Origin of the sequence: Enterococcus sp. DIV1283b (assembly GCF_051710965.1) — a bacterium.
Lineage (GTDB): Bacteria > Bacillota > Bacilli > Lactobacillales > Enterococcaceae > Enterococcus_B > Enterococcus_B lactis.
The window spans coordinates 78889-98718 of record NZ_JBIOLR010000002.1 but is presented as its reverse complement, the minus strand read 5'-3'; the positions used below and the strand labels follow the sequence as shown (position 1 = coordinate 98718).

At 32.1% G+C, this 19830-nt stretch carries 21 protein-coding genes; 3 read left to right on the top strand and 18 right to left on the bottom strand.

All coding sequences use genetic code 11. From position 1 onward, the window contains the following. Positions 1-39 precede the first annotated feature (39 nt). From IGJ53_RS14735 to IGJ53_RS14700, 8 genes are all read right to left on the bottom strand, one after another. Positions 40-849 (bottom strand): hypothetical protein, encoded by an 810-nt coding sequence (locus IGJ53_RS14735; protein ID WP_438750611.1) that lies wholly within the window; start codon positions 847-849, stop codon positions 40-42. A gap of 16 nt (positions 850-865) precedes the next feature. After that, entirely contained in the window at positions 866-1273 is a 408-nt protein-coding gene (locus IGJ53_RS14730; RefSeq protein ID WP_192211821.1) for a hypothetical protein, read from the bottom strand. 61 nt (positions 1274-1334) lie between these two features. Next, positions 1335-1697, bottom strand: coding sequence for a hypothetical protein (locus IGJ53_RS14725; protein ID WP_376116479.1), 363 nt, complete (start codon positions 1695-1697; stop codon positions 1335-1337). Positions 1698-1883: 186 nt separating this feature from the next. Further along, positions 1884-2267: a hypothetical protein gene (locus IGJ53_RS14720; protein WP_259742384.1), complete on the bottom strand. Its 384-nt coding sequence runs from the start codon at positions 2265-2267 to the stop codon at positions 1884-1886. 28 nt (positions 2268-2295) lie between these two features. Continuing rightward, complete coding sequence (locus IGJ53_RS14715; RefSeq protein WP_259742385.1) at positions 2296-2601, bottom strand: hypothetical protein; 306 nt, start codon at positions 2599-2601, stop codon at positions 2296-2298. A gap of 18 nt (positions 2602-2619) precedes the next feature. Beyond that, positions 2620-2919: a hypothetical protein gene (locus tag IGJ53_RS14710; RefSeq protein ID WP_438750608.1), complete on the bottom strand. Its 300-nt coding sequence runs from the start codon at positions 2917-2919 to the stop codon at positions 2620-2622. Positions 2920-2950: 31 nt separating this feature from the next. Further along, the gene (locus IGJ53_RS14705) at positions 2951-4468 is read right to left on the bottom strand and encodes a peptidoglycan DD-metalloendopeptidase family protein (RefSeq protein ID WP_438750606.1); all 1518 of its coding nucleotides are present in this window, start codon (positions 4466-4468) and stop codon (positions 2951-2953) included. Between the two features lie 39 nt (positions 4469-4507). After that, complete coding sequence (locus IGJ53_RS14700; protein ID WP_259742354.1) at positions 4508-4891, bottom strand: hypothetical protein; 384 nt, start codon at positions 4889-4891, stop codon at positions 4508-4510. A gap of 324 nt (positions 4892-5215) precedes the next feature. On the opposite strand from IGJ53_RS14700, the gene IGJ53_RS14695 reads away from it, so the two are divergent. Then, positions 5216-5929 (top strand): hypothetical protein, encoded by a 714-nt coding sequence (locus tag IGJ53_RS14695; protein ID WP_259742355.1) that lies wholly within the window; start codon positions 5216-5218, stop codon positions 5927-5929. A gap of 280 nt (positions 5930-6209) precedes the next feature. Here IGJ53_RS14695 and IGJ53_RS14690 read toward each other — a convergent pair whose 3' ends face one another. Both IGJ53_RS14690 and IGJ53_RS14685 read right to left on the bottom strand, forming a co-directional pair. Continuing rightward, complete coding sequence (locus IGJ53_RS14690) at positions 6210-10211, bottom strand: SpaA isopeptide-forming pilin-related protein (RefSeq protein WP_438750603.1); 4002 nt, start codon at positions 10209-10211, stop codon at positions 6210-6212. Between the two features lie 151 nt (positions 10212-10362). Continuing rightward, positions 10363-11139 (bottom strand): LysM peptidoglycan-binding domain-containing protein, encoded by a 777-nt coding sequence (locus IGJ53_RS14685; protein WP_438750600.1) that lies wholly within the window; start codon positions 11137-11139, stop codon positions 10363-10365. 155 nt (positions 11140-11294) lie between these two features. On the opposite strand from IGJ53_RS14685, the gene IGJ53_RS14680 reads away from it, so the two are divergent. Both IGJ53_RS14680 and IGJ53_RS14675 read left to right on the top strand, forming a co-directional pair. Beyond that, the gene (locus IGJ53_RS14680; protein WP_259742327.1) at positions 11295-11534 is read left to right on the top strand and encodes a hypothetical protein; all 240 of its coding nucleotides are present in this window, start codon (positions 11295-11297) and stop codon (positions 11532-11534) included. 54 nt (positions 11535-11588) lie between these two features. After that, positions 11589-12032 carry a hypothetical protein gene (locus IGJ53_RS14675; protein WP_259742326.1) on the top strand — a complete coding sequence of 148 codons (444 nt, stop codon included), beginning with the start codon at positions 11589-11591 and terminating at the stop codon, positions 12030-12032. A gap of 241 nt (positions 12033-12273) precedes the next feature. Here the strand turns inward: IGJ53_RS14675 and IGJ53_RS14670 are convergent, their stop codons facing one another. From IGJ53_RS14670 to IGJ53_RS14635, 8 genes are all read right to left on the bottom strand, one after another. Beyond that, the gene (locus IGJ53_RS14670) at positions 12274-12639 is read right to left on the bottom strand and encodes a hypothetical protein (RefSeq protein WP_259742325.1); all 366 of its coding nucleotides are present in this window, start codon (positions 12637-12639) and stop codon (positions 12274-12276) included. A 364-nt stretch (positions 12640-13003) separates the two neighbouring features. Continuing rightward, positions 13004-13222, bottom strand: coding sequence for a hypothetical protein (locus tag IGJ53_RS14665; protein WP_438750596.1), 219 nt, complete (start codon positions 13220-13222; stop codon positions 13004-13006). Between the two features lie 532 nt (positions 13223-13754). Then, positions 13755-13967: a hypothetical protein gene (locus IGJ53_RS14660; protein ID WP_438750594.1), complete on the bottom strand. Its 213-nt coding sequence runs from the start codon at positions 13965-13967 to the stop codon at positions 13755-13757. A 953-nt stretch (positions 13968-14920) separates the two neighbouring features. Beyond that, positions 14921-15226: a type III secretion system protein PrgN gene (locus IGJ53_RS14655; RefSeq protein WP_201065432.1), complete on the bottom strand. Its 306-nt coding sequence runs from the start codon at positions 15224-15226 to the stop codon at positions 14921-14923. Between the two features lie 157 nt (positions 15227-15383). After that, complete coding sequence (locus IGJ53_RS14650; protein WP_201065430.1) at positions 15384-16880, bottom strand: primase C-terminal domain-containing protein; 1497 nt, start codon at positions 16878-16880, stop codon at positions 15384-15386. Positions 16881-17568: 688 nt separating this feature from the next. Continuing rightward, complete coding sequence (locus tag IGJ53_RS14645) at positions 17569-17994, bottom strand: hypothetical protein (RefSeq protein WP_201065480.1); 426 nt, start codon at positions 17992-17994, stop codon at positions 17569-17571. Between the two features lie 19 nt (positions 17995-18013). After that, positions 18014-18826, bottom strand: a complete 813-nt coding sequence (locus tag IGJ53_RS14640; RefSeq protein WP_259742139.1) for a ParA family protein — start codon at positions 18824-18826, stop codon at positions 18014-18016. Positions 18827-19603: 777 nt separating this feature from the next. Continuing rightward, on the bottom strand, positions 19604-19690 hold the full coding sequence (locus tag IGJ53_RS14635) for a putative holin-like toxin (protein WP_219842351.1): 87 nt from the start codon (positions 19688-19690) through the stop codon (positions 19604-19606). Between the last annotated feature and the right edge of the window lie 140 nt (positions 19691-19830).

Genomic DNA, 19830 nt, shown 5'->3' with positions numbered 1-19830 from the left:
AAGACACAGAGTCTTCTATATGAAAAACACTTGATTCAATTATTTTTGTAATTCGGGTACTCGTTTTCCTGCCAATCGTTGTTCTTTTAGAAAAGTACGTACTTTATCGTATTCTATACTCGGAATTTTCTTTATCCACGCATTTTTATAGCCATACCCATTCCAGATAAACCCTTCTTTTCGTAAAATTTCACGATATTGATAAGCACCAGGAACAGCAATATAATACGTTTGAATGAAAATTGGCTCTAAGAAGGAAACGACTTTCAACTCAAAATCTTGGTGAAAACTTTCCAAAATTTGTCGTTCTCTCATGGCTTGTGCTTCGTTCTCAAATTTTCTTACCCACATATGTTGACTAGATAAGTAAGAAAAATCACGTCTTTTTAGCAATGCACGTGCGTGATAAGCACCCAAAACAACCACCGTATCTTTTTCTTTTGACTCTGTAAACTCCTTTGCAAAAGAATTGCCATAGTACTGACAGAGTTTCTTATAATCAGAAGAATCTTGACTATCCATTAAAAGATCTTCTTGATTGAGATATCCTTTATTTAACGCTGTACAGACTAAAGGATAGAAACGAGCATAGAACGTTTCTTTATGCGCTGTTTCGCCGAGATCCATCGCTTCTATATGATGAGCCACTTCATGCAAAGCGGTTAAAAAATTTGCGCCAGGCGCACGACTCAAATTATAGATTTCGATTTTTCGATCATTTTGAATGTATTGACCATGTTTGGATTTTAGTTCTTTAGGAACGATCTTAATTGTAAAGTCCTGATAAATTTTCTTATCTGGATAGGTCTCTTGAATGACTTGTTTCAATACATGTTCTAATAACAACATGATCACCTCTTTTCATTTAACTCTTCTTACCTATTAATTTTTCACTTTGAAGACAGAAATTCTCACACACTGTCATATACTGTAAAAAATCCTTTGAATCTAATGTCGTCTGAAGGCGAAATAGAACATTTCGTATAAAATACTGATTCAATTTAGAACAAATTATATCCATTTCTTTGATTCGTTCTTCTTTTGTCTGATTTTGGGATTCGCCTGAAGGATCTAACTCTGGAATAAAAAATGCCAACAAATGCGCAATTAGCTCAAAATAATTTGTTTCCTTGGCTATCATTGAATCATTATATTTGTTGCCGATTATTCGTTGATTTTCCAAATTTTTAATAAAATCTGGCAATTGTTGTACTTCACTAACTACTTCTCGCAATTCTTCTATTAACAATTTGAATTCATCTGATTTCTCCAAATGAAACATCCTCCTAACTAAAATTTTAAAAATCAAATAATACCTACTTATCTTTTATCGTTTATTTCATCATTTTTTCTGTTAAAGTTTGTCGATCGATTCCAAAGTTCAATGCACCACTTCGAGATTGAATAACTCTCAAAATAGGTACTTCTTGAATTATATTTTTTCGATCATCCAAAATACATAAGTTCTTAATATATCTAGCATTTGGTAGTTGTTTTTGATAATTTAGTTGATTCTTAATGGCATTATCAGGTAAACAATAACAATACTCTGTTTCAATTATTCCACTCTTTTTCTTTCTCAGTTTTCTTGAGACTCTAGATTTGATAATGTCTTTACTATAAGCATAAAAATTGTAATCTTTTTCCTCTAATAATAAATCCTTCACAGGATATAAATTTGATTTTTGGTTTTCCAATATAAAACTTCCTCCTAAAAATTAGATAAATCTGTTTTTTATTCTCTTCCGAAGTGTTGATCTTCTTGTTTTCCTGCAACTAATAGTGCCATTATTCCTATTCTAAATATATCACCCACAAATAAACAGAAAATGAATAACATTAAAATAAACTTCTCCTTTTTTGTCTAAAAAACATCATACAAACTATTCATATTCTTTCAGAATAATTTCTAAGCAAATTTTAGTTTGTTGAAATAGTTTATTATTTTCAATACTGTTGATATTTTCATCTTCTTTTCCAAATGAAATTTGTTCTAAAAACTTTTCGTAACTTATTCTTGCTGGATGAGAGCTAGCCAAATGCAAAAATACTCGATTTAAGTTTTCTTGATTCAGAATATATGAACATTGCAAAATAGTATGTTTATCACTGGGATAAACATAAAAAATATATTGAATAATAGCATTAAGCAATAAACGTTGATATTCAATATAAATCTGTTGTTTTGTTGACTCTGATACTGCCAATATTTTATTTATTACTTCATTTTTATTGTCTTTATTAATGTTCAAGTGTTTATTGTCCACAATCAACAATTCTCCTATAAACTCAAATTCATTGAATAATAGTTTTCACTACGAGTGAAACTTTGATATCTAGCCAATTCGCTTTATTTGCAAGAAGTTCATAGATTTTAGAATCTATTATATGAATTGGCAACAAATCCTGAAGTGATTTATTTTCCTCTTCTTTTTGCCAAACAAGAATATTATTTCTACTAGCAAAAGCAGCTCCAGATACTGTCCAACCATTGGATTTCATGTAATGTTGTAAAAATAGACGTCCAAAATCTTCTGGAATTTCCCGACTGATTTTTCCGTCATCAACCACACAAATTCGTAATTTTTCTTCTACTATCAATAGATATCTCCTTTGTTTCTAGTTACTTTTAACCGTAAAAGGACAGAATTTATAAAACAATTCTTGTGCCAAAAATTGATATTCTGGCTTAATATTTTTTCTAAATTCATCAAAAAGTTCTGAAATACTTTTATGAGGATCAAAAAAAGTTTTTCTTATATCTTCAAAAAACGGATCAACAACGATTCCTCTATAAATAAAGAAACTAGCTTGATTGACCTCTCTTAAATACTGAATCATCATGTCTTCGTCATAAAAGATAATATGATCTTCAAGATATTCATTATCAAAAAATTTTTGAACAATATATAATCGCATGTTATTCCTCCTAAAAAAACAGCCTTATTCCTTAGAATAAGACTGTTTCTGGATCAACCAATTGTGATTGATTTAAGCTATGATCTAAACAAAGTTCAAAGTGTAAATGACTACCTGTGCTGTTCCCCGTAGAACCAACATAACCAATAATCTGCCCTTGTTTTACTTTGTCGCCAACTTTGACTTGATATTCTTGTTGGTGCGCATATAAAGCCGTTGTACCATCTTCATGTTCAATGGCTACAACATTGCCCCATGAAGGGTGAAACTCTGCTTTAATAACCGTTCCTGCCTTGCTGGCATAGATTGGTTCGCCTTGTGGTGCTGCCAAATCTAATCCTCGATGAAATTCTCCCCCACGAGCACCAAATGGACTAGAAATCGTGTAATTCTTTAAGGGAATGACATATCCTTCTTTACTTAATTGTGGTCCTGCGACTTCCTTATCGTAATCCGTTAAATGATAGGTCTCAATCAAACCATTTAATTTTTGATTGTATTTCGTATCCGTTGCATATCTACCAGTTAAGAATTTGGTTGCTTCTTGATAAGTTTTTGCGTTTGTTTTCCATACACCACTATAAAATTGACTATTACCAGTCAAACCTTCTTTTAATAGTTGAGCATAGTCATTTAAGCTATCCTCGTAGTTCTCATACTGTCTAAAAGTGGATTGGGTAGTGTAGAGTGTCCCATTACCTAAATCTTCTTGTGTCGCAAAAGAGACACCTTTTCCGTTATGTGTTCCTTTGATTCCAAATAAATTGTAATTTGGCGCTTGGGCTAACTGACTTTGACCACTAGCCGATTCTAAAATCGCTTGTGCAATCATGACTGAAGCATACAAATCATTTTCTTGTCCAATTTTGCGAGCAGATTCGCCAATTTTACGAATAAATGTTTCGACTGATTCGTCTTTTTCAAAATGAATGTTTCCTTCGGTGTCCTGTTTGCTAGAAGGTACTAATTCTTGAATGGGCGCAGTTGGTGCTTGATGGTAAGCTTTTGACTCTTCTTGCACAGTTGCTTGAGTTTGTGCCTTTGTTTCTGCTTTTGGTTGTGCATTTTGTCCAGTGGTTGAAGGCTGTTTCGAAACTGGTTGTGAAGGAGTGACTTCCGCAGGTTTTGTTGGTTGTGTCACTTCTTGATTCACTGATTCACTTGGTTTTGTGGTTGGCTGTTCCACAGGCTTCGTTTCTGAAGGCTTAGTAGGTTCTTGCGTATTATTTTCTGGTTGACTAGAGTCTGTCGTACCAGGAGTAGTTGTTTCTGGTTTGGACTCTGTTGTCTGTGAACTATCTGTCGTAGAATCAGTAGGTTGATCTGTTGATTCACTTGGTTTTTGTTCAGGTTGTTCAATAGAAGAATCAGTTGTGGTTTCTTCCTTAGTTGTATCTGTACTAGCTGTTGTAGAATTGTCAGCATTCACTGTCGCTGATTGCTCTGTCGAAACAGTTGGTTGTTCTTCGTCTGCTAAAACAGATGGAGTATAGCCAACAACTTGACCTAATAACAATAAAGCAGACAATAGTTTACTTGTTTTCTTCATCTACAAATTTTCTTCCTTTCCTTCATTTTTTATATCAGATTATAAAAAGTCTCTTATATATGTCCACATATCACATGAAATTGATAGATCATAAAAAAACTTTTTAATCTTATCTCTGTCAAATATTGTTTGAAAATTGTAAGCCATAGAACAATCATTTCTTAATGGAAACATTACTCCATAAGAAAATGTATTTAAGTATAATTCGTTTATTTTATCAGATAACAGCTCTCCACTTTGATTGTCTAAGAACTCACCAACTACGAAACCATTTTTAGTTGGAAAACATAAAATCAAATACTCTGTTGATCTTTCAATAGAATTTACAGATAATATATCAACCCAATATGGTGGCTGGATAAGTGGATTATACGTAAAACCATATAAACAACCTATTTTGTAAGTCCTATCTTTATCTTTCATGCTTTTCTCCTTACATTTTAGTCAAAATCTCTCAACAATAAAGTAACTTCACATTTTTTTCAAAAAATTTTTATGATTTACATAGAAACTTTCTATAACATCTGCATTTCTTGATATTGAAGTATGTGTTCTACAGCTCTATAGAACTCTACTTCCTTTTTTGTAGCAGGAACTAAATCTAATTTTTTAATAGGCAATATGGGGCACAACTAATTTTTTCTTTATTTTCACTCTAAATATCTTTTGATAAAATAAATTTAAATAATAATCTAATTTATCAATAGTAGTATTACAATTCTTATTTAAATAAAGGAGTAAATCATTATGCCTTACAAATTACCATTTCTAGAAAAGTACACATTAGACTATCAACAATTATCAAAAGAAATTTGTGAAAATAGTTATAAAAAATTATTTTCTCAAAAAAGAATAACCGAAAAATACGTAAATACGTTTATTGAACTACTACAAGTATCTGATAAAAGAATGACACATGCGCTTCTTGATCAAAATATCAAGCAAAAAGTTAAAAAATATTGGTTTGAAAATGAAGTATTCCAACTACCAATTCATTTTAATAGTCAAGATATATTTATTCATTTTAATGTTTCCGAAATTCTATCCGCTCTAAAAGCAGAAAATAATGTTGCATTAGATGTTCCAACAAGTTACTTTTTAGGAGAATACGCAAAATATTACTGGACTAAACCAGATATTTCATTAAGCTCTACTCCTAATTCAATTCCTATTATTGCTGTCCCATATCCTTGGGGATATAAAGATTGGCTTATTATAGATGGTAATCACAGAATACAAAAAGCAATTAAAACTAAACAAACTATTCCTGTTGCACATATAGATGCTAACTCACTAATAAAATGTGAATTGTTTCCTACTGATTTCGATAAATTCTTCTATATTTTCCATTGTGATTCAGTTATTTTAGCAAATAAAAAAAGAGATTATTTATTGTCTGACGAAGAATTACTCACCCATTCTTTTATCAATACATTGACATTACAGTTTGATAATTTGTAATTATCCAAACAAGTTTTTATAAATAATTGTTCTGGGTTACAAATAACCTTCCCCATATGAAAACACATTATATTTCATCCTCTCTTTTAAAACTCAATAAGCGATTAGGAATATCCTAACCGCTTATTCGTTTTATTTTTTTGTTTCTACTCCTGAAAAATTGTATTCCTAAATTGGCTAATATATCTTGTTGGTCGATTGCAGGAAGTGGTATTAGGTTACTGAGTGGTATTACTGGAATTATTACACTCTGTCCCTATTGCTTCATGTTCTATTTTTCCTATTTATATGACTGACGACGTCTCACAAACCATACGACACTAGCACAAACAAAAAGAACCAAGCCAATCACACTTATTAGTACGTCGCTTGATTCATTCGTTTTTGGTAAGAATTTAAGTGTTTTGAAGGTGACAGTTTGGTCTTTATTGGCCAAGTTGTCCTCTTTCCCAACAAGTTTTGTTTTTTCTTTGTCGTAATAAATATAGTGAGTAGCTACTCCTTTTTGACCGTCTTTCATTGTATTTTTCGCAATTGGAATATCTACATGAATGGTTTCATTCTCAGCTTTTGCGGTATACGTAGACTCAACAGTAGTCATTACTTTTTTCGTTTCTGGATCAACGTATGGCGTTTCGATATAGTACGTATGACCAACTTCCGCACCTTTGATTTCTACTTTATCACGCAATGTATTATCAACCGTTGGATTAGCTTCTTTTTTGCCGTCTACGGTTGCTAAAAGTGTGGTGATTTTCATTGGTTGACGTTTATTGACTGCTTTTAACGTAATCAATTGTCCATTCGTTTCTGGCGTTACTTTAAAGCTCAAATCATCTGTATTTGGATAGTACCAATTTAACGGTTTTGTTTCTTTAAATTTGTAGCTTCCAGTTGGTAGCTTCTTCACAGCGATTTTTCCGTCTTTATCTGTCTTATACGTCTCGATCACTGTATCTTTTTTACCATCTACACGAATTAATTGGAACTCAACACCTTCAAGTGGTTTGTTTCCTAAGTTATCCAATTTGATTAGCTCAACGTCTGTATACGCTAATTTGTTTTCGATCTCTTTGTGAGACATTTTTGTTAGAATTTCTTTATTTTCGGCGTATCCGTCTGCAAATACATGAATCGTATGCTCTTTTTCGTTGCTTGAAGGAACATACTGGAATGTATATTTTGTTTTATCTAATACATGATCTTCCCCAGCATTCACTTCTTGCAAGTAGTAATTACTTGAAATATTAGGCAAGGTCAATCCTTCAAATGAAATTTTGCCGTCTTCTACTTTTGCATAAGCAAGAGCATTCCCTTCAGGTAAGATATCATAACCAATTTGTAATCCTTCTTCACCGACATACAAGCCGAATACTTGACCATTTTTCGCATTTTCAAGTTCAATCGTTGGTTTTCCATTCTCCCAACCAGTTACGACTTCTTGTTTTTTATAGCCGTATACATTAATTTTTTGTAATGGATTTTCAACTTTGACATCAATGGAAGCTAATTCAATCAATTGACCTGCGTATTTTATTTCAAAAGGAATAGGAGCTTTTGACATGACAAATCCATTTGGTGCTTCAACTTCGATAGCTTCATATTTCCCTAAATACAAATTAGGATCAGAAAGAGTATCCCCTAAATCATTTGTCACTAATTCAAGATCTTTTCCATCTTTTTGAATATATTCTCCTTTGGCTAATCGAATTGTTCCATCTGGAGTTGTAATGTCTTCTGCCGCACGAACTTTGAATTTGACACCTGCTAAATCCATTTGATCGTATTGAATATCGACATATTTACCATATTCACCTTCTTTTTCGACAGTAGAAATCCCTTTTTCTCCAGTTTTATGAATTTTAACTTGACCTTTTTGTGGCATGTTCTCGAACTTAATTGTAATCACACCACCTGCATCAGCTTCATTTACAGAAAAAACAACAGGTTCAGTTGCAAGTAAATATCCTTCTGGCGCACGTAATTCACGAATTTCATAGCGATCTTTACCAAATGATAAACTATCGCTTGTGACCAATTCCCCTTTTTCATTGGTTTTAAACTCGTCACTGACTTCTAACGAGTTAGGAACACACATTGAAACGTAATCCCCTTTTCCATCGTTTGCCCATCGATCCCAAATTTTGAACGTGGTATCTCTCAAAGGAATATTCTTTCCTGTTTCTGCGTCCACTTTAACCAAATGCAAACGAGCTTCAATGATTTTATCTTCCAATACCCAGAAGAATTTTTGATCTTCTTCTGAAATGGTAAATTCGATTGGATCAATCGTTAGATACCCTTCAGGCGTTTTTGTTTCTTCCATGATATAAGAATCATACGGCAATGTTTTACCTGTACTTGCTTTTCCGTCTTTATCAGTTGTAATTACTTTGACTGGCTTACCTGTCGTTTTAGAAGTGATTTTAAATTCTGCACCTTCTAGTTTAGGTTTCACGTTATCAGACTTGCCAGTCACTTTGTCCATTATTTTTTTTACAAGTGGCTTATCACCAATTTTAACGATTTCTATACCACCTTTAATGACTTGATCTTTTAACGTCATTGATTGAACTGCAACTTCTTTATCTTGACCAGCATACGCAATATTTACTGGATATTTTGTTGGATCCAGATTGTAGCCTTCTGGCGCTTTAACTTCTTGAACATAATAGTCATGCATAATTTGCATGTTTTCAAAAGAACCAGTGACTTTATCTCCAGATTTTTTCAATGTTACTTCTTTTACCTTCTGACCATTTGTTTCGAATAATCCATATACTGCACCATCTAATCGAGCTGAACCTTGCGGTTGGTTTCCTGTTTCTTTGTCTTCCTTAATAAGATCTAAACGTCCAATTTGCTTTTTGTTTTTAAAGGTAGCCGTAACTGTTTGATTGGCTTCAATTGTGACTGTTTGTGGTGTTTTATTAATTACATAGCCATTGGCAGCTTGAATTTCTTGAATCGTTACTTTTGTCCCATGAGGAACGTCTTTCAGATCAGCTTCCCCATTTGCATTTGTGACAACTTCTACCTGTTTTCCACCATAAGAAAGTTTAAATTTCGCACCAGAAATAGCTTTTCCTGTGTCTGCATCTACTTTTTTGATTTTCGCATTCCCGTTTTTTAGTACTTTAACATTTATCGTTGTTTTATTAGGATCATTTAAATACAACCTACTTAAGTTTTGTGCGTTAGGATTTACATAAGCATAAGAAGAGCCCACTCCTCTAACTCCTACCGGCAAATACGTCAAATCCACTACTCCGTCTTTAGAATCATTAGTAGCTTTAATAAATAAACTATTTCCAGACTTTCTTACTTGAATATTTGCAGTATTTGTTGTTATAGCACCAGACCAACTTGAAAAAACACCTTTACTATCCCTTATTTCTATCTCCTGACCTAATTTAATGGTATATGTTTTAGCATTAAAAGAAGGTTTTTGCTCAAAACTATAAATTTTATTATTAATAGTATTTCTAAAACTTTCATAGGCGTTCTGCCCAATATTCCCATAATTGACAAAACTACCTCCAATCGTGTCCCAAGCCATCACTTGAGTTAGAACATAATTACTCATCGTAGGATTACTGTAGTAACCAAAATATCCCAAATGAGATAGTTTCCTTTTTATGTTAACATTACTAATAATACTATCTAAAGATTGTTGATTGTATGAAATCCCAGATTGCGTAAATGCTCCTTCTTGAAGACAAAATACATCCTCACCATTCAAACGCCAACGAACAATATAATCATGTGTATAATACGTACCTGTCGGCGTTATTCTAGTCATATTCACATATTGTCTTCCATTTTCCGATAACGACATTCCAGAGCGTAAACGTCTTTCATTATTTAAAATGGATTGCCATTCCTGTGAATTTTTTGCTAGCTCTTCTTGTTTAGAAAAAGAATTTGCTGATTGAATATCTTTTAATCCAAAGAAATACTGTTCCGTTCCTTTAGGTACTTCTTTAGTAATTACTTTAGGAAACTTATCTTGTGACACCTCTCCATCATTTGTTGTAGTCTGATTTATTTCAGAAATATCACTTTTCTGTTCTTGTGTTGATTGATTCACTCCGTGATCGGAACTACTTATTTCCGTCAATTCTTTTCGTGGTTCTTCTACTGCATCACTACTTTGTACTTGATTCAATGCTTCTACTTCAGCCAATATACTTGTTGGTTGAATCACTGCCCCACTCAAACTCAATAAGAACATAAGCGAAAATAGTTTTTTCTTTACTTTGCTAAATCCTCCACATCTCATATTTTTTGATTCCTCCATATTTCTATTAATTACTAAAATATATCAATCAATAGGTAATCACACATCAATCACCTCCAATAAATGAATATAAAAAAAGAAGAAATAACTTATCGTCATTTCTTCTAAAAATTATGTTATCTTTTTTCATAAATTAATCAAAAAAGTCAACTGTATATTTCTGAGAACCATCACTATAAATAATTGGACTAACAAGGAAAGCTTTAACGTGCCATTGAGAATTAACATCAGATGATTGAGCATCTGCCCAATCGTATGCTTCATCATGTGTAGCAAATACCATTCCTGAATTTCCAATCTTTCCTGCAGTAATCGTAGGAGCCTGTGGTTTACTTGGAGTAGTTGTTCCACCTGTTGAACCTGATCCACCTTGACTTCCATTGTTTTCTGGTTTACTTGGTATTGTTGTTCCAGTATTGCCAGTTGTTTGACCACCAGTTTGTGTGTTACCTGCTACTGTGTTATTAGTTGAAGACGTTGTGGTATTTTGAGTTGCTGAATTTGTTGTATTATTGCTGGTTGTTCCTTGTGAAGTTGCTGGTTGCCCCACTGGTTTAGTTGAATCTACTTTATCTTGTGGTTGAATCACTGATTGCGCAACTGTTTCTCCTTTGTTATTCTGAACAGTTGCTACATTTCCATCAAAAACTAGTTTATTGCCTGCATAGATCAAATCTACATTCGCAATTTTATTCATGTCTGCTAATTTTTGTACAGAAATGTTTGTTGCTTGGCTAATTCCACTTAGCGTATCTCCCCAAACGATTGTATATTCGTTACCTTTCATATCTGCTTTGATTTGTTCCACTGAACGTGGTGTCCATTCTGCCGCATCTACTTTCTCGTCAGCTGTTGCTAACGCAACTCCACCAATAGTCGCTCCAATGGCAAATACTCGTAATAATTTCATTCTATATTCCTTCTTTCATTTTAATTATTTATTTCATCTTTATACGTTAAGTTTATTATAATAAACTTAACGTATAAAGTAAATGCATTTTTGCTATTTTTTTATTTTTTAGTATAATAAATTTATTATATGAAATATGACAAGGAGATTTGTAAATGAATTTAAAAACAAATCAAGAAATTCAAGATTGGTGTTTAAAAAATCTGCTAACTCGACAAGAAGCTACAAAAATAACTAAACAAAGTTACAGTAGTTTTTCTCAATCGGTAAATTTAAAATACATTCAACCCTTTTTAGAATATGGTTCAGGTACAGGAACTGTTCGTCTATATCTTAAAAGTGATATAGAAGCTTACGCTAAGCAGTTACAAACTAAAAAGCAGAAACAACAATAAGTCGTTTCTGCTTCTTTACCGAAAAAAACAATTTTATCATGGAGAATAACTATTATGAAGAAAAAAACCCTCATAATCTTATCACTCAGTGTCGTACTGATATCTGTACTTATTATTGCTTTTTCTCTGTTTAGAAAAACAGAAACAAGTAGTTCCACAACCACAACAACTTCTAGTAGTGTGATTAAAGATTCTATTTATCCCTCACTAGACGAATTAAAAGCGCTTATAAACGCAAAATCTATAGATAATAATTTACAAATTTTGGGGAAGACTCAAATTACTACTGTTCTCTTCCAAGATAAAAACATCGCTATTCTTTCTCCAGATTCTGGAAAAGAAATTCAATTGCCAATCAAAGTAACTGACAAAAAGAATAATTTATTTGAAATTCCAAAATTGAAATATGCTTCTAAATCTTTGAAAATAGGTGATACTTTTGGCTTAGCAAAAAAAGAACAAAAATATTTCGCTTATCGACTTCCAAATAATGATTAGTCATTGGTGCCGCTTATTTATAATAACTATTACCAAATAATTATAACAGAATTCATCTTCAACGTGTATATAGATGTCATAATCGTTGGTTTTGAGTTCATAATCGTACAATACTTACGAGGGAAACTCCCTTGTAAGATACTACATGTAAAGAAAAGAATGAAAATGAGTATAAATTTGCTATACGTCACAAAAACAGAAAAATTCATTTTTCCATCTTCATGGATTTTTCTATCATAATTTATACAATCATTCGTGCCTTCCTTGTTTTTTGTTGATATATATGGGTAACTGCATTTACTAAATCAACTTGTCGTTGTCTCCAATCCTTTGGATCTCGATACCATTTCATGAATTCAGAACTCATTTCAAGATAGGCACTAGCAAAAATTTCTTCAAACATCATTGCCAATTCTTCTTCGTCTGGTTCAGCTATAACTAACAAATACAAATCCGAGTAAGTCAGCCCTTTTGAAAGATACTCTGCAAAATATTCGATTCTTTCTTGTACAAAACTTGGAATTTCAGATCCAATGAATTCCTTCTGATACTCTTTCTTCAACCGAAATGTAGTTAGAGAAATTGGACTCCTTGTATTTATTTTCATATCGTCATATCTCCTTAAACAAGTGCAGGGTCAATACTTAATACACAAGCTTTTTGTTCATCAATAATACTAAAAATTTCTTTTGTGGCTTCTTCCATGCCGATTGGTTCTAACGTTTCTTCACTGATTGTTTTGGCATCTTCTTCAATCGCTTTATTTCTGTTTTACTTTGGTAAAAATGATACACATGTCCAGTATCTTTCCCCATAATTTTTACCATAGGCATTTACTCCTTCTCTTAATTCATTTTCTTTTGATCTTCACTTATGATCCGTTGGAATTTTTGATTGGTTTCCTCAGTGACCGCAATCTTAATTTTTTTTCTTTGTTCCCATATTCAGGTGTCCTCTCTACTTTTTTAAACCTAAGCAGTTCTTAATCTTAGTATTCGGACAACCTGCCCATTTTGAGTAACATAGTTTGGAGGAATCGCCTGACTTCTCGATAATTCTGCCAATAACTGACGATAACGTCTTTCTGACCATTTCTTTCTTCTTTGTTGAAGAGAAACATATTCAGCCATCGAAATTTCCTTGCGTTTTCCAGATTCTAAAAAACAAATCAATCGTTGAATTTCTGTCATTTTAGATGCCTCCTGATAAAAAATTCCTCTTGTTTACAAGTAAATCGTAAAGTAATTTAAATAAAAGTTAGTGTTCGTTGTTAGGTAAAACGATAACCTGGCATGTTAGGTAAATGCTCAACCTGTGAACCACAAATCACTCGAAATGTACCAAGTATCAGAAATCCTTCTGCTAACAAATAGTTACCAAAGTAACCCTTACCTGCTCTACTTATTTCTTCGCAATTTGCCCTCACACAATCATCCCAAAGGGGCACTACGCCTTCAGGTACTGTCCTTCAAAACACGACCGTAGATTAGACAGCGAGAATATCTACGACTGGTAAGAAAACATTCGTATCTCCTTCTAAATCTTTTCCACCTCCTCATTTAGAAAACAGACGGTTTTCTTACACCCTTAACTGTGTTCTTTTTATTCAGTTGTCAAGGATCAAAAGTGTTCACAAGTAAAGAGATTTACTTGCAAACAAGAAAAATCTTTTCGTTCTTACATGTGTTTTGTCTTGTAGGGTTTCTCCAAAAACAAGAGTCCTTATCGTTTCTTTTTACGCTTCGCAATCACTTGATGATTCACACCCACAACAGTTCGAGTAGAACGGTAAAGCAAAGAAATTGGTCGGATTTGCTTCGTTTGACGATTAATAAACCGTCCGTCTCCTAAATTAGCCCATACACTGTTGTTATAAAGCTTGATCGTAATTGCTTGACGCTTCAGATCTTCTACTGTACAAAATCTTTCAAACATTGCTTAAACTCCTTTAAAAGTGTTAAACTATGATTGTTCAACTTGTTGTTGAACAATGAAGAACCAAACAAAAAAAGAGAGAAACTAGCTACTACCTCAAAAGAAGTAATAACAGTCTCTCTCTTTATGTCACAGAATTTTCCTTATAACAGAAAAATAATATACGCACTATATCTCATAAAACTAGATACACTACTCCATAAAATGGCAATAAAACTAATACAAGTATAAAATACATGATTGTTCATTAACACAAATTTATGATATTATTGTTCATGTTGCAGGAAACCCTGCGGCAAAAAGGAGCAGCACCGTTAGTCTTCTTAACGGTCGGGGTAGAAATCAATGACCTTAGAAAGGGGTAGGAGTCTTTCTAAGCGAGATTTCTAAACCACTCCTTTTTTTGTTTGGCTCTACATTGCACAGCAACGCATCATAACAAAAAAAGTGTATTCACTTTTAAATTCATTTTAATTTTAGAATATCTAAAAATAAAATAGCATATTCATGGATAATCTGCAATAAATTTACTAATTTTGTTGTTTTGTCTATAAAAAAGCTGATAACAGTAGACTTCTCTCCTCCTTTACTCCTAAGATTATTATTCATTCATGAATGAATTTAAACAATTGGTCTATTCATCTAACATCATATATTTATTTCCACCTGAAAATCCAACAAGTTAAAAAAACAAAAATGTATAATAAATTTATGTCTATTATCTTATTAAAATACTTTAACAGATAGAGATAAACCGAATTATTGTAAAAATCTTTACAACAACAGAATAACAGAAATTTTAAAAGGGAACAATAGTTCGAAAAACTTTAAAGATTAACGATTATGATCCCAAAACCAATAATTATGAATTAAACTAATTATTTATTAATAATAAATATAGATAAAACAACAAATCCTATTGTAAAAATTGTAATATATAAAATTATAATAAATTAGTCTAATCTTTTTTTTATTTTCTTTCCTCTTTTAAACCCCACACACTCACGATAACGATAATATTCATCTTGTAACTTCAACAATTCCTCATAAATTTCTCCCATATTACGACTAGAAGCTAAAGACAACGCATAAATAAACGACGCAGGCAACGTCTCAACTGCCCGATCCCTCGTTACCCAACTAGCCACAGTTCCCTGATTAAAACCATAAAGTTCACAAAATTGTTCTACAGGCATACCTAAATACCGCAAAATATAAACATTTACCGCATGAGAATACACATACAACTTCATAGACATAAAAACCCCTCCTTCAGATAACTACACATCATTACATACGTAATAATAGCACAGAACTAGCAAACTAAATAAAGAGAAATAGCAGATAAAAAGACTACGAAAAAATCAAGGAGTATCAAAGATATAATGTAAAAGGCAATTGACGTCTTTTATTTTTTCAACCTGTATCGACTTCAAATAGACTGATTTCTTGGGTTTCTTTCTCAGGTAACAGCGTTTGAATGGTTCGTTTCCATTCATCGATTGTTAGCTTAAACTGCGCAGTAATCCTTTGAATAAAAGTTTCTTTTTCCTCTTTCTTTGCTTGAATCAAGCTTGCGACTAACACACGTACAGAAGCAAGTAAAAGGCCGCCACCACGTCCTTTTTTGACATGGTAGAACACTTTGTGTTCTTGTTTTAAGGCGCTTAATGCACGATCCAAACTTCTTAAGGGCATATTTAATTGTTCCGCTAATTCTTTTTTAGACAGTTTCAAATAAGGCATACGAAGATCACTTTTTTCGCTCAAATAGCACATGATATCTTCTTGCCATTCATGTTTATGACTATATTCTCGTTGCTCACGTGGTTTCTTAAACTTCCACCAACCACGACGTTGGATAAATAACTCGTTTTCTTGAATATCTGAAGCTACCCATTCCTGACATAATTCCAAAACAAAATCACGATTGGCTGCTTGATAATTGCCAGAATATGCACTTTTGACAATCTTTCGCACTTCACCTTCAGACAATGGTTCGTTTAAGCGTTCGTTAAACTCAAACATGTTATATTCACAAGTTTCTTGTCCATAACTAGAAGAATAATAGGCTAAAGAAAGAGTAAAAATCACGTTATTCCGTCCTAAACGACCTTCTCCTCCAATAATGTTTGCTTTACGTAACAATAAATCAAACCAAGGTTCATCGACCTGTCGATACTCTTTTTTCTCAGGAAAAACAATCAATTTAGCGTTTCTTTCTGCTTCAGATTTTTGGTTAGACGCCATTTTCATTGACCAATTCAACCAGTCAGAGAAAGAATATTGATTTTCTAATTCACAAAACACGATATTTTGTCTGTTTGGGAATCGAGCAATTCCAAAATGGTTACAACCTATATCAATACCTGGTAACTGGTTAGCTAATTGTGTGCGAATCGTTATAGAAATACGTTTTGCCACTTCAATCACTTTAAAGTTACTCTTTTTCGTCACATAGGCAGGTGTTTTTAGCACAAAATAAACTTGATAACCATGATCTGATTCTACAATCATTGTTGGCATATATCCTAATTCATCCATACAAGCTAAGAAAATTTCTCCCTGGTGATTTTCTTTAGAATCGATATCTACCACAAAAGTATTGATTTGGCTTAAATTCTTTTCTGAGTGTCCTTTGACCACTGAACGATTTTCGTCTGCATATGTTCCATAGCAATAGACATTCGGTGTCCAATGGGTCAATTTAGATTCATTTTCTAAAATTGCTTCTTCCGACGTAATAACCATCCCACGTCCTGCATTCATCAATTGTTTACTACGGTACGCAAAGATCGCACCATTCCTGTTAGTATTCTCATACCCAACAGGCTTCATGGTGCTGTTTCGATATTTGTATGTACGAATGCCTTGTTTCAACAAAGCTGCATAGCATTGATCTAAATTTTCCATCCTACAATTTCCTCCGAATTATATTGAAAAAGAGAACACATGCCAATTCTAAAAATTGTTCTGTGTTCTCTTTCAATATTCGGCTTAAATTTCTGTAAAAAACCTAGAAAACTATAGCTCTATCTATTGAACTGCTCGCTCTAAATGTGCTATAATTAACGCACATTTGTAAAACAACTAAGTGGTTTGGTAGACCGCTTAATTTATTTATTGAGACGAGCGCGAACACATGAGGCTGTTTCATGTGATTCAGAAATAATTGATCCGACCAAAGTCAATTATTTCCGTCTCTTTTTTTTATGTAATTTTTAATCTCTATAGTTAGAGTACCTTTTCTTGAAAGATTTGTAAATAAGCTAAAAAACGAAAAATTTTTCTTGTATTTATAAATTTCAAATGAAGTTATTCTTGATTTTAAATATAGCAAAAGCCAAAATTTTTCACAAGATTTTCTTTATTTTAGGTATAACTTATTCCAATATATTGTTGGTATAAGTTATACTTTATAAAACAATAAAGTATAACTTATACCTTATTATATAGTATTTTTACAAATTTGTTCTTCAAAAATCCTTATTTAATATAGCATATTATCAATATTTAAAAAGATATAAAAGTATAAGTTATACTTTTATATCTTTTTTTTATATTAAACTTATACTTTAAATAATAGATAATTTTAAAAAAATTATTTCAATTTATCAAAAGCCTCTTTTATTTCTTCTCTTAAATGTTCTTCTTTTGCCATTCCAAGTTTTTGGGTAATATAAGCTTCTGCCAAAGTATCTATTAATTTTTCAAAGGTAATTCGTCCACTAACTGATTGCAGTTCTACAACATAGTCTTGTAACACATTTAATTTTGATTCTAGAGCAGGTGAGATCTTTTTTGGTTTAGTAACTTTAAATCTTTCATCGGTAATTTCAACTGGTCGTCCTCTTTTTTTTCCTTTTGGTAAAACGAGTTTTTTCTGGCTAGTGAATGCAGATTGTCCGAACTCATTTTCTCCACTTATAGAAACTTTTTTCTTCTTCTTTTTCCCACCAGGATTTAATAGTCCTTCATATTCTGTATTGAATTCATTTGTTATTTCGAATTCTTTTCTTTTAGTCATAAGATCTATACCTCCAGGATTATTGTTCAAAAGCTTGTCGACGAATTTCTAATTCTGACAATATTTTTATAAATGTCTCATGAGCACGATAGTCCCATTGATCATAATTTCCGTTTCTATATTTTTTTAATGAAATACCTTCTCTTGAATATCTTTTTAATCTTTTTTGGAAGTTCACAATATTTTTCGAAACTGCTGGGCCATACAAGCTTATTGCTTCACTTAAAACATCTTTATCTAGGTCATCATCAGGTTCTAACATACAGGCAATTATAGAGATTACTTCTAAATCTATATCATAGTTATTAATCATAAATTTCTGATAGCCAATATATTTACTGATTCCATCTAATGATTCTTCTTGAGTCTGAAAAGCAATAATACTGTAATCCGAGGCTGCCATTGCATTATCAGAAAATGCACTAATAGTTGGCGGTACATCTATAAAAATAGAATCGTATTTTTCTTTAAGAGGGCGCAGCAAATTCTCAAGTACCATTATTTGGTCCTTTTCATCTTGATAGTTATTAATCACAAAATTTGAAAATGAACGAAAACTTGTATCACAAGCAATTAAATCTAAATTCTCCATTATTGGCGTGATACATGTTGAAAGATCTCCATTGTTAATTCCATCAACAATTGTTTTATCGATATGTTCTAAGTCAACAGTTTTAGCTAATATTTGAGACGCATTTGCTTGTGGATCAATATCTATTACTAGCGTCTTTTTTTCATTTATTACTGCATTGTCATAAGCTAACATAGTTACAATTTTGGTTTTTCCAACTCCGCCTTTAAAATTTCCTACCGTATAAGTGGTTGCAGTCATACTATTCCCTACTTTCTATTAATGTATATTTAAAGTATAACTTATATTTTAAATTTATTCAACATTTATTTTATACTTTATATATCGTATTATTCTGTTAAGTAAAAACACTGATATTACAGTATTTTTATATAGTATAAGTTATACCTTAATTAAAAAAGCATAACTTATACTATATATATCAATAATATATAAAGAATAAGTTATACTTTTAAAAATGTTAGAGTAAATTGAATACTATTGTCTATAGTCGAAATCAAAAATTATTGACACCCGAAAGAAACATATGTTCTAATTGCTATGTTAGGAAATCAAACCACTATCTTTGATTATCCTAAAGAACCTAGCAGAGACATATAGAATATACGGAACAATTAGGATTCAAAAATATAACGTTAATCTAGTGAATGCATTACAAAATACATTAGACTACGAAACACAGGATGATTTAGTTTCTAGTTTATTAGATAAGCTAGAAACTTCTATGTCTCCAGAACAGCGGTTGATGTTTGATATGTATATGAAAAATTATGAGGCACGCAATAAGAAAAAAGAAAATAAATAAATACTATTTGTATATTTTACTACTAATAGTATAATATACAAATAGTAAAAAAGATTACTTTGATATATTTGCAACGCTCACTTTACTTTGTTATACTTAAGATAAGAAAAAGGAGCTATGCGAAAACATAGCTCCTGTAGAACCGTTAAAAAGACGGTGGCTTCATTAAGTGTATATTGTAACCATCTTAACTCGCCAAAGTTAGGAGATGGTTACTTTTTTTGGTCTTTATGGTCAATAATCAGCAAAACTAACGTCGCAAAAGCGATCATCAGTTGAATTGCTTCAAAAGTTGACACTTGCTTACTCCCTTCTAGGGATAAAGCTATGAACCATAGGCATCACCCCTTTATTAAGAGATTAGCCACCATCGTTTTACTTTTCTACCTCTCAATTATAGCATATCCACTCACTCACAAAACAGCTGATAAATAGACTT

Excerpts from the sequence above, each read along its gene's own strand:
- IGJ53_RS14705 (WP_438750606.1), bottom strand. The coding sequence starts at position 4,468 with ATGAAGAAAACAAGTAAACTATTGTCTGCTTTATTGTTATTAGGTCAA.
- IGJ53_RS14695 (WP_259742355.1), top strand. The coding sequence starts at position 5,216 with ATGCCTTACAAATTACCATTTCTAGAAAAGTACACATTAGACTATCAA.
- IGJ53_RS14640 (WP_259742139.1), bottom strand. The coding sequence starts at position 18,826 with ATGACTGCAACCACTTATACGGTAGGAAATTTTAAAGGCGGAGTTGGA.
- IGJ53_RS14665 (WP_438750596.1), bottom strand. The coding sequence starts at position 13,222 with ATGACAGAAATTCAACGATTGATTTGTTTTTTAGAATCTGGAAAACGC.
- IGJ53_RS14655 (WP_201065432.1), bottom strand. The coding sequence starts at position 15,226 with ATGTCTATGAAGTTGTATGTGTATTCTCATGCGGTAAATGTTTATATT.
- IGJ53_RS14660 (WP_438750594.1), bottom strand. The coding sequence starts at position 13,967 with ATGTTTGAAAGATTTTGTACAGTAGAAGATCTGAAGCGTCAAGCAATT.
- IGJ53_RS14680 (WP_259742327.1), top strand. The coding sequence starts at position 11,295 with ATGAATTTAAAAACAAATCAAGAAATTCAAGATTGGTGTTTAAAAAAT.
- IGJ53_RS14710 (WP_438750608.1), bottom strand. The coding sequence starts at position 2,919 with ATGCGATTATATATTGTTCAAAAATTTTTTGATAATGAATATCTTGAA.
- IGJ53_RS14700 (WP_259742354.1), bottom strand. The coding sequence starts at position 4,891 with ATGAAAGATAAAGATAGGACTTACAAAATAGGTTGTTTATATGGTTTT.
- IGJ53_RS14675 (WP_259742326.1), top strand. The coding sequence starts at position 11,589 with ATGAAGAAAAAAACCCTCATAATCTTATCACTCAGTGTCGTACTGATA.
- IGJ53_RS14685 (WP_438750600.1), bottom strand. The coding sequence starts at position 11,139 with ATGAAATTATTACGAGTATTTGCCATTGGAGCGACTATTGGTGGAGTT.
- IGJ53_RS14670 (WP_259742325.1), bottom strand. The coding sequence starts at position 12,639 with ATGAAAATAAATACAAGGAGTCCAATTTCTCTAACTACATTTCGGTTG.
- IGJ53_RS14650 (WP_201065430.1), bottom strand. The coding sequence starts at position 16,880 with ATGGAAAATTTAGATCAATGCTATGCAGCTTTGTTGAAACAAGGCATT.
- IGJ53_RS14645 (WP_201065480.1), bottom strand. The coding sequence starts at position 17,994 with ATGACTAAAAGAAAAGAATTCGAAATAACAAATGAATTCAATACAGAA.
- IGJ53_RS14735 (WP_438750611.1), bottom strand. The coding sequence starts at position 849 with ATGTTGTTATTAGAACATGTATTGAAACAAGTCATTCAAGAGACCTAT.
- IGJ53_RS14690 (WP_438750603.1), bottom strand. The coding sequence starts at position 10,211 with ATGAGATGTGGAGGATTTAGCAAAGTAAAGAAAAAACTATTTTCGCTT.